The sequence below is a fragment of the Pseudoalteromonas sp. S3260 genome, from assembly GCF_005886925.1.
Lineage (GTDB): Bacteria > Pseudomonadota > Gammaproteobacteria > Enterobacterales > Alteromonadaceae > Pseudoalteromonas > Pseudoalteromonas tetraodonis.
This window is the reverse complement of the sequence record NZ_PNCV01000137.1, coordinates 1-8002: the sequence shown is the minus strand read 5'-3', so window position 1 is coordinate 8002 and position 8002 is coordinate 1. Positions and strand designations below refer to the sequence as shown.

The 8002-nt window shown below is 40.9% G+C and carries 9 protein-coding genes and 1 pseudogene; 5 read left to right on the top strand and 5 right to left on the bottom strand.

Annotation, left to right across the window (positions count from 1 at the left end; translation table 11 throughout):
• The first annotated feature begins 141 nt into the window (after positions 1-141).
• The 4 genes from CWC14_RS16830 to CWC14_RS19815 all read left to right on the top strand — a co-directional run bounded on the left by CWC14_RS16830 (position 142) and on the right by CWC14_RS19815 (position 2512).
• Positions 142-1146 (top strand): PIN domain-containing protein, encoded by a 1005-nt coding sequence (locus CWC14_RS16830; protein WP_036972188.1) that lies wholly within the window; start codon positions 142-144, stop codon positions 1144-1146.
• A 336-nt stretch (positions 1147-1482) separates the two neighbouring features.
• Positions 1483-1860, top strand: a complete 378-nt coding sequence (locus CWC14_RS16825) for a MerR family transcriptional regulator (protein ID WP_036983712.1) — start codon at positions 1483-1485, stop codon at positions 1858-1860.
• Positions 1861-1916: 56 nt separating this feature from the next.
• Positions 1917-2306 (top strand): organomercurial transporter MerC, encoded by a 390-nt coding sequence (gene merC / locus CWC14_RS16820; protein WP_138564041.1) that lies wholly within the window; start codon positions 1917-1919, stop codon positions 2304-2306.
• Positions 2294-2512 (top strand): GDCCVxC domain-containing (seleno)protein, encoded by a 219-nt coding sequence (locus CWC14_RS19815; RefSeq protein WP_076920327.1) that lies wholly within the window; start codon positions 2294-2296, stop codon positions 2510-2512. The genes merC and CWC14_RS19815 overlap by 13 nt, the downstream gene beginning before the upstream one ends.
• A 50-nt stretch (positions 2513-2562) precedes the next feature.
• Here the strand turns inward: CWC14_RS19815 and arsJ are convergent, their stop codons facing one another.
• The 5 genes and pseudogenes from arsJ to CWC14_RS16790 form a co-directional block, all read right to left on the bottom strand.
• Positions 2563-3780, bottom strand: a complete 1218-nt coding sequence (gene arsJ / locus CWC14_RS16810; protein ID WP_138564039.1) for an organoarsenical effux MFS transporter ArsJ — start codon at positions 3778-3780, stop codon at positions 2563-2565.
• A gap of 9 nt (positions 3781-3789) precedes the next feature.
• Positions 3790-4801 (bottom strand): annotated as a pseudogene (locus CWC14_RS16805) (ArsJ-associated glyceraldehyde-3-phosphate dehydrogenase).
• A gap of 2 nt (positions 4802-4803) precedes the next feature.
• A complete protein-coding gene (locus CWC14_RS16800) occupies positions 4804-5307 on the bottom strand; it encodes a cyclin-dependent kinase inhibitor 3 family protein (protein WP_016898911.1) in 504 nt (167 codons plus the stop codon).
• Between the two features lie 14 nt (positions 5308-5321).
• Complete coding sequence (gene arsB / locus CWC14_RS16795) at positions 5322-6344, bottom strand: ACR3 family arsenite efflux transporter (RefSeq protein ID WP_028835005.1); 1023 nt, start codon at positions 6342-6344, stop codon at positions 5322-5324.
• An 11-nt stretch (positions 6345-6355) separates the two neighbouring features.
• Positions 6356-7117 (bottom strand): metalloregulator ArsR/SmtB family transcription factor, encoded by a 762-nt coding sequence (locus CWC14_RS16790; protein WP_029609889.1) that lies wholly within the window; start codon positions 7115-7117, stop codon positions 6356-6358.
• A 565-nt stretch (positions 7118-7682) separates the two neighbouring features.
• Between CWC14_RS16790 and CWC14_RS16785 the strand changes: the two genes are divergently transcribed.
• Positions 7683-8002: P-loop NTPase fold protein (locus CWC14_RS16785; protein WP_212746562.1), on the top strand; the 320-nt coding region annotated here is incomplete at its 3' end.

Below are 8002 nucleotides of genomic sequence, written 5' to 3'. Positions count from 1 at the left end.
CCCATGTCGGGCGTACACAAGTCATTCAAAGGACAAAAAAGTAGCTGGATTTTGCTCGTTCGTCGCTAATTTTAGCCAGCTATTTTATTGCCTCTGATTGAGGCGTTAACTCTACTGAAAAAGTTCATCATTTGAGGTTATATGAATTATATATGTCTTGATACTTGCGTATTTCTTGATATTTCAACGAAAAAGCAAGATCTTGCTTTGGTTTCAGCTTTGGAAGAGCTAGTCGAAACCGATGTGGTGAAACTGGTTGTTACAGACTTGGTTGCTGAAGAATACGAGAGAAATAAAGAAGATGTTGCAAACAAGACTGCAAGACGATTGTCTCAAGAGTTTAAACAAGTAAAAGCTGTGGTAAGTGAGTTCGCTAGTGCAAACCAAGAGCAAACGCTCGAAGTGCTAAATGACATAAATGCACGATTGCCTTTATTAACAGATGCCAATTACAGCACAATCAACAGAGTCGAAAAACTAATCCAGTCTGCGGAGCTAATTAATATTAGTGAGCGTTCAAAAGTTGCAGCGGTTCAACGTGGCTTGGATAAAAAAGCCCCATTTCATATCAGTAAAAACTCGGTTGCAGACGCTGTTATTATCGAGCAGTTTTATGAGTTTTCGCTTGATGTTGATGCTACTGATAGCTGCTTCTTTATCACTCACAATCACAATGATTTTTCAGCCAAAGACCATAGAAAACCACATGAAGACTTCGACGATATTTTTAATCGTGAAAATGTTCATTATTTCAATAATCTTGCATCAGCTTTGAACATCATTGATGAGGATGTGTTGGCTGAGATCGAGTTTGAGTACGATTACACTGAAGAAACTCGTGGCTTACGAGAAATTCTTGATGTAATGGACGAGTTGGTGGATAAAGTTTGGTACAACAGACACCAGAATAGGATGTGGCAGATCGAACATGGTGAAATTGAAGTTGTGCCGGAGGGTACCGAACGGTACGGAAGTGCTGTCATACATGAACATATCCTAGAGGGTGCAATTAAATCTGCACAAAAAGTCGAAAGTAAGTATGAGGACACCGGTCCGTGGTCAGACTTTGAATGGGGTATGATAAATGGCAAATTATCAGCCTTACGTTGGGTTCTTGGCGACGAATGGGATATGTTAGACACCTAACCTAGCGTAGTTTTAACAAACGCCCAAGGGAGCAACCTACTTTTCCTAATCTAACAGATACACTATGGAGCACTAGTTCTAAAACGAAACTGTCCAGAGGCGGGTTATGTATTTAACTCGCCTTTGCCCCAAAATGAGTTTAGTTGAGCGTCGCAAATGTGCGAATAAGAGACAGTCAGAGTTATCTGGATATCTGGACTTAATTCTACAAAGCGGACGCTTAGCGAACCCGTTCATGCCCTAAAATTGAGGTTAGGCAATTAATTGCACCTTAAGAACGTTTAGCCAACCCGCATTAATTGTATAATGATGTCTCTTCTTCGAAAGAGTGTGTTTATGAGAACCATTGGAAAACTGGCAAAATATTTAGATATCTGTGTTGAAACTATCCGCTTTTATGAGCGCCAAGGTTTAATAGAACAGCCACCAAAACCAGAATCAGGTTATCGAATGTATGGCGAAACTCATGCCAGTCAACTCAAGTTTATTCTCAAAGCTAAAGCATTAGGATTTACCCTAAAAGAGATAGAATCACTGATGTCTTTAAGCAGTAATTGCGCTGAAGTCGAATCGTTGGGCTTACAAAAGCTGCAACTGATTCGAGATAAGATCAGTGATTTAAAGAGGTTGGAAAAAGTAATTCAAGATATGACAGACTCATGCAAAGCCAATCAAGATCCAAAAACCTGCCCAATTATCAATTCGCTTAAGTAGTCATTGACTCCGTACCCATGTACGGAGTTTAAAATACCTCAAAAATAGAGGTAATTATGATTAATAAAATTCTCGATAAAATCGGCTCTGGTGGCGTTTGGCTAGCCGCGCTAAGCTGCACAGCGTGTTTTCCTGCACTCGGCTCATTAGCATCAGCTCTTGGATTGGGTTTCCTATCACACTTTGAAGGAATTGCTGTTAACACCTTATTGCCCTTGTTTGCTTCACTAGCGTTATTAGTTAATTTCTATAATTGGTATCAACATAAGCATGTGGTAAGAGGCATTTTAAGTGTCATTGGCCCAATTGCAGTATTGTTAACCCTTTATCCATTGTGGCAATACGACTGGAGCACTTACTTATTTTATTTTGGGATCATTTGGATAGTTGTCATGTCAGTGTTGGATATGGTTAAGCCCGTTAAGGAGCCAGTATGCAAGGTATAGAGTTAGAATCAAAGATAACCTGTCCAGAGTGCGGGTTTAGTAAGGTTGAGACTATGCCTACAAACGCTTGTCAGTGGTATTACGAATGCGGAAGCTGTAAAACATTGCTTAAGCCGTTAAAGGGAGATTGTTGCGTTTATTGTTCTTACGGAACAGTAAAGTGTCCTCCTATTCAAGAGGGGAATAGTTGTTGCACTGGTAAATAATTCATTCCCCTGACTGCTTAGTGTCAGGGGAAAGCCTTAATGCAAATTGTTTACTTGGTTCTTCCTGTGGCTGGTAACTTGGCAGAAATAAGTGCCGCTAAACTAATAAAAGCAAACGAAATACCCAAGCAAGCAGCTAACCCGTATAGCTGGAAAACCCAGCCTGACAACACTGTGCCAATTAAACGCCCCATTGCATTTGCCATGTAGTAAAAGCCAACATCTAACGAAACGCCATCGGCATCAGCCATGCTAACAATCAAGTAACTGTGCAGTGAAGAGTTAATGGCAAACAGTACGCCAAATACCATTAAACCAGCAATGAGCAGTGTTTTAACTTCCCAGCTAAAGTATAACGATAAGGCAATACCTAATGTCACCAGTGCTAATAAGCTTGCCCATTTTACAGTTTCAGTCGCAGGAGAAACGCTATCTTTGAAGTTGATTAGCTTAGGTGTCATTGATTGCACAATTCCGTAACCAATCACCCAAAGCGCTAAGAAACCGCCAACCGTCCAATGATCCCATTCAAAGGCTTGCGACAAGAACACAGGTAGTGCAACTACAAACCAGACGTCACGCGCACCAAACAAGAAGAGTCGTGCAGCCGACAATATATTAATAGAGCTGCTCTTTGAGAAGATGTCGGTAAACTTAGGTTTGTTCTTGGCTTTACCTAAGTCGTTTTTCAAAGCATAAAGGCTGTAACACCAAACAAGAGCCAAAACACCTGCCATTAACAACATTGCGCCTTTGAAGGAAAGTAAAGTTAACAGTAAGCCGCCTAAGAAAAAGCCAACGCCTTTCAGGGCATTCTTAGAGCCTGTTAATACCGCGACCCATTTAAACAAGGTGCCTTCTTGTCCTGCGGCAACCAACATCTTAATTGAGCTTTTTGCGCTCATTTTGTTTAAGTCTTTGGCAATGCCTGAAAGCGCTTGTGCAATCATCACATACACAACTGTTAACCATTCAGCAGGAACAGCTAACATCAGCAAGGCGATAGTTTGAATGGCTAAGCCAATGTTCATGGTTTTATTTAGCCCTAAACGGGCACCTAAGAAGCCGCCAACTAAATTAGTGACAACGCCAAATATTTCATAAAACAAGAACAACATCGCAATACTAAGCGGACTATAGCCTAACGCGTGGAAATGAAGCACTACCAACATGCGTAGTGCGCCATCTGTTAAGGTAAATGCCCAGTAGTTACCTGTGACAACAAGGTATTGCTTAATATCGTCTGATAATGATGTCAAGCGCTTCATAGTGTTACATTACCCTTTAATTGATGATCCGACTTTACGAGCAAGTTCAGCCGTTCTATTAGCGTAACCCCACTCGTTGTCATACCATGTGTACAGCTTCACCTGAGTGCCATTAACGACCATTGTTGATAATGCATCGACAACGCTAGAACGTGGGTCGGTTTTATAATCGATAGACACAAGTGGCTTTTCTTCATAACCAAGAATGCCTTTTAATTCGCCCTCAGCCGCTTCTTTCATCCAAGCGTTAATTTCAGCTTCCGTTGTTGGACGCTCAACCTCAAATACACAATCAGTAATTGAAGCATTCGCAAGAGGCACACGTACCGCATGACCATTCAGCTTACCTTTCAACTCTGGGAAAATATGAGTAATCGCCGTTGCCGAACCTGTAGTGGTTGGGATTAAGCTCATGCCACAGGCACGCGCTCTACGTAAATCTTTATGCGGAGCATCTAGAATCGTTTGAGTGTTGGTAATGTCGTGGATAGTCGTCATCGAGCCATGTTTGATGCCGATTTTATCCAGTAACACTTTCACCACTGGTGCTAAGCAGTTTGTGGTGCAAGACGCTGCCGTTACGATTGAGTGCTGTTCAACATCATATAGATGGTCGTTAACCCCCATAACCACATTAAGTACACCTTCTTCTTTTACGGGTGCTGTTACAACGACTTTTTTTACTCCTTGGTCTAAGTAGGCTTGTAGCAACTCAGTTTTCTTCATCTTGCCTGACGCTTCAATGACCAAATCACATTCAGACCAATCCGTATCATTAATTGCTTTGTTTTGCGTTACACGAATGGCTTGACCATCAATTATCACGTTATTGTCATCATGGGTTACATCATGTGACCAAGTACCATGCACAGAATCGTACTTTAATAAATGTGCTAGCGTTTCTGCATTGCCAGCAGGATCGTTGATTTGCACAAACTCAATGTCTTGCCAACCAAAAGCAGCTCTAAGTGTTAAGCGACCCATGCGGCCCAAAACCGTTAATACCAATTTTAATTGCCATTGTTAAGCTCCTACTATTTGAAACTCATTGAAAAAAGAAAGTTGTACTGGGTGTGAGAGCGCTTTAGGGCGCATTTTCTGCACTTGTTTAATAATGTCTGCCTTGTCGTAACCTAGTTCAAACATCAGTAGTCCAATGACTAAGCCTGTGCGACCAGAGCCGCCTTTACAATGCACGGCAATGGTGCCTTGATTGCGTAAGATAGATAGCATGTCATCAAGGTTTGATTTGAACGCTGCTGCAAAATCTTCATTTGGTGCATCGTCATCTAAAATAGGTAACTGAAACCATTTAATACCTTGTGCATCACACACTTGAGGAAGGTCTTCGGCTTCATTCTTGTTCATTTCTGCATCGTACATCAGCGTCACAATCGCTTGTGCTCCAGCATCTTTCAATTGTGTAACCGATGTTGTTAAATCAACGTCTTTTGTTCCGGGGCAAGGAGTAAAGATAAAGCTTGCGCCATTATCAAGTGTTAGTATGTCATATGGATGAGTGTGCATAAAAAGCCTCTTAATTATTCGTTAAACCAATGTTTTGTTCTGTTCACAATCGATACGAGAGACAACATAACTGGAACTTCAACCAGAACCCCAACCACGGTCGCCAATGCAGCGCCTGAATGTAAGCCGAAAAGGGAAATAGCTACTGCCACTGCCAATTCAAAGAAGTTAGATGTACCAATCAAACAAGAAGGTGCAGCAATGTTGTGCTTAAGCTTGAGTCTGACCGCGATAAAATAGGCAATAATGAAAATGCCATAGGTTTGCAGGATAAGCGGAATGGCGATTAGCAAGATATTAAGTGGTTGCTCAATAATGGTGTTAGCTTGAAAGCCAAACAGCAAAACGACTGTTGCCAGTAAACCGATAACAGAAAACGGTTTTAACTTCTCTAGCAAACTTGTGATAGCTGCTTCATCGCGACCTGAGCTGTTTAAGTGTTTTCTAGTCAGGATTCCCGCGATTAAAGGGAGCAATACATACAAAATCACCGAGATAAACAAGGTGCCCCAAGGTACATGAATGTCTGTTACACCAAGCAATAACCCCGCAATGGGAGCGAATGCAAAAATCATGATGATGTCGTTCACCGACACCTGAACTAAGGTATAGTTCGCATCACCTTTGGTTAATTGCGACCAGACAAACACCATTGCCGTACAAGGTGCAACCCCCAGTAAAATCATACCAGCGATGTATTCTTGCGCTGTTTCTGGTGATACAAAATCGGCAAATAAGCCTTCGAAGAACAACCAACCTAAAGCAGCCATTGAAAATGGTTTAATAAGCCAGTTGACCACCAAAGTTAATACCAAGCCTTGCGGATTCTTCCCTACTTCCTTAATGGTTGAAAAATCCACTTGCACCATCATTGGGTAGATCATTACCCAAATGAAAACAGCAACAACTACATTTACATGGGCAACTTCAAGCTTTGCAATAGCTTCAAAAAGAGGTGGGTAAACAATCCCCAGCGCCACACCAGCAGCAATTGATATCGCCACCCAAACAGATAAATAACGTTCAAAAATCCCCATAGTTACATTCCTTAATTACAGCAGCTTGCCACACGCGTAGGACGGTCACCCATCGAGTTTAATCTGGCTAGCTCTTGTTCGATAAAAATAGGCTCATTCACTACCGTTGAGGTGATGGTTTGCTTCATCCACGCTGGCAATGTTGGATTGATCGAATAAAACACCCATTGCTGATGCTTTCTGTCAGATAAAATGCCTGTTTTTCGAAGCTGTGCTAGGTGACGGGACACTTTGGGCTGGCTCTCTTCATCTAATGCAGTCATCAACTCACAGACACACGCTTCACCCTCAACCGCAATGATTAAAAGCGTTTTCAAGCGAATATCATCAGCCAGAGCTTTGTAAAAAGTAGTTGGCGTTATTGGCGCTGGCATTTGCTTTTCTTGTATCAGCAAAAACATTTTGATCCGTTCATTTAGCTCTTGTAGCGTTTTTTCAAACGGGTTGGCATCTCTACGAGAACGAGGCTCAGGGAAATCCCAAGCAAGGCAGTTAGTACCATTGACTCGGCTATCACACTCTTTTGCCGCTTTATCACACAGGGTAATAACAAAATCGAAATGGATATTGCTAACTTCATCAAGGTGTTTTGAGTGTAATCCATCGGTAGGTAACCCAAAGTGCTCGATAGCTGACAAGGTACGACTATCAACACTATTTGGCTCAGTACCAGCACTATAAACCTCGTACTCACCTTTACCATGATGCTTTAGCAACGCCTCAGCCATGATAGACCTAGCTGAGTTTTCAGTGCATAAAAAGAGAACTTTCATGAAATATTCCATAATGAATTTATTATATAATAAATTTATTATGTTGTGGTGACAACAGATATATTCGAAAAAATGAGTTATGAGTAGTGTTAGTTAGAAGTATAACTGCTAGTACAATACCGCAGTTGGTTAATTGGAGAGCTAAGCCACTGACCTAAATGAATTAGGTAAAACGTCTGTTAATTAGTTTTTATTAGTTGAGCAAAGAATTAAACTGAACGACTCAAAGTGGCACTTTTACGAAGTTCGGCTGTGAGCGATTAGCGGTCAGTCGGATTTTTACATTGTATGACTGCTTCAAGCTCTTTGCCGAAGTTCAACTAAGTGCCAAAAGCAGCTATTCAGATATAACTCGTTTCTGCCCCAAAACAAGTTAGGGTAAATACTCTAAATAATTGGCCGAAATCACTATGGCACGACAGTTTATACTTATACTTCGATATTAAGTAATGCTTCAGCTTAACAACAAGTTAAATGACATGTGGCTCTACCCGTGCTAGCTTATTCAGAGCTGTTTTTCGTATAAAAATATGATTAATTCACAAACTCTTAGGTTATACCTCATATGGATAATGAAAAAAATAATAACAACTACAAGTTTCTAATAGAAAAGCCTTCTAAAAAAGACTTGTTTGATAGTTGTAGCCATAGTAGGACAGCTAATGCTGTTTTTAGATCTTTAAAAGATGATAACGGTATCAATGTTGTTGGTGTTGAAGGAAATTTAGGATCGGGTAAAAGTACTGTGCTAGAACTCATTAAAGATATGAGTTGCGAAGAGCAATACGAGTTCGTTGAATTTGATGTCGAAAAATTTCAGCACGGTGCTACTAAAAAAGCCTTAATAGAGAAACTTTATTTGGCTGTAGATACCATCTCTCTTTA

Coding starts and splice junctions, on each gene's coding strand:
- arsJ (WP_138564039.1), bottom strand. CDS start 3,780: ATGAAGCGCTTGACATCATTATCAGACGATATTAAGCAATACCTTGTT.
- CWC14_RS19815 (WP_076920327.1), top strand. CDS start 2,294: ATGCAAGGTATAGAGTTAGAATCAAAGATAACCTGTCCAGAGTGCGGG.
- CWC14_RS16790 (WP_029609889.1), bottom strand. CDS start 7,117: ATGAAAGTTCTCTTTTTATGCACTGAAAACTCAGCTAGGTCTATCATG.
- merC (WP_138564041.1), top strand. CDS start 1,917: ATGATTAATAAAATTCTCGATAAAATCGGCTCTGGTGGCGTTTGGCTA.
- CWC14_RS16830 (WP_036972188.1), top strand. CDS start 142: ATGAATTATATATGTCTTGATACTTGCGTATTTCTTGATATTTCAACG.
- CWC14_RS16800 (WP_016898911.1), bottom strand. CDS start 5,307: ATGCACACTCATCCATATGACATACTAACACTTGATAATGGCGCAAGC.
- arsB (WP_028835005.1), bottom strand. CDS start 6,344: ATGGGGATTTTTGAACGTTATTTATCTGTTTGGGTGGCGATATCAATT.
- CWC14_RS16825 (WP_036983712.1), top strand. CDS start 1,483: ATGAGAACCATTGGAAAACTGGCAAAATATTTAGATATCTGTGTTGAA.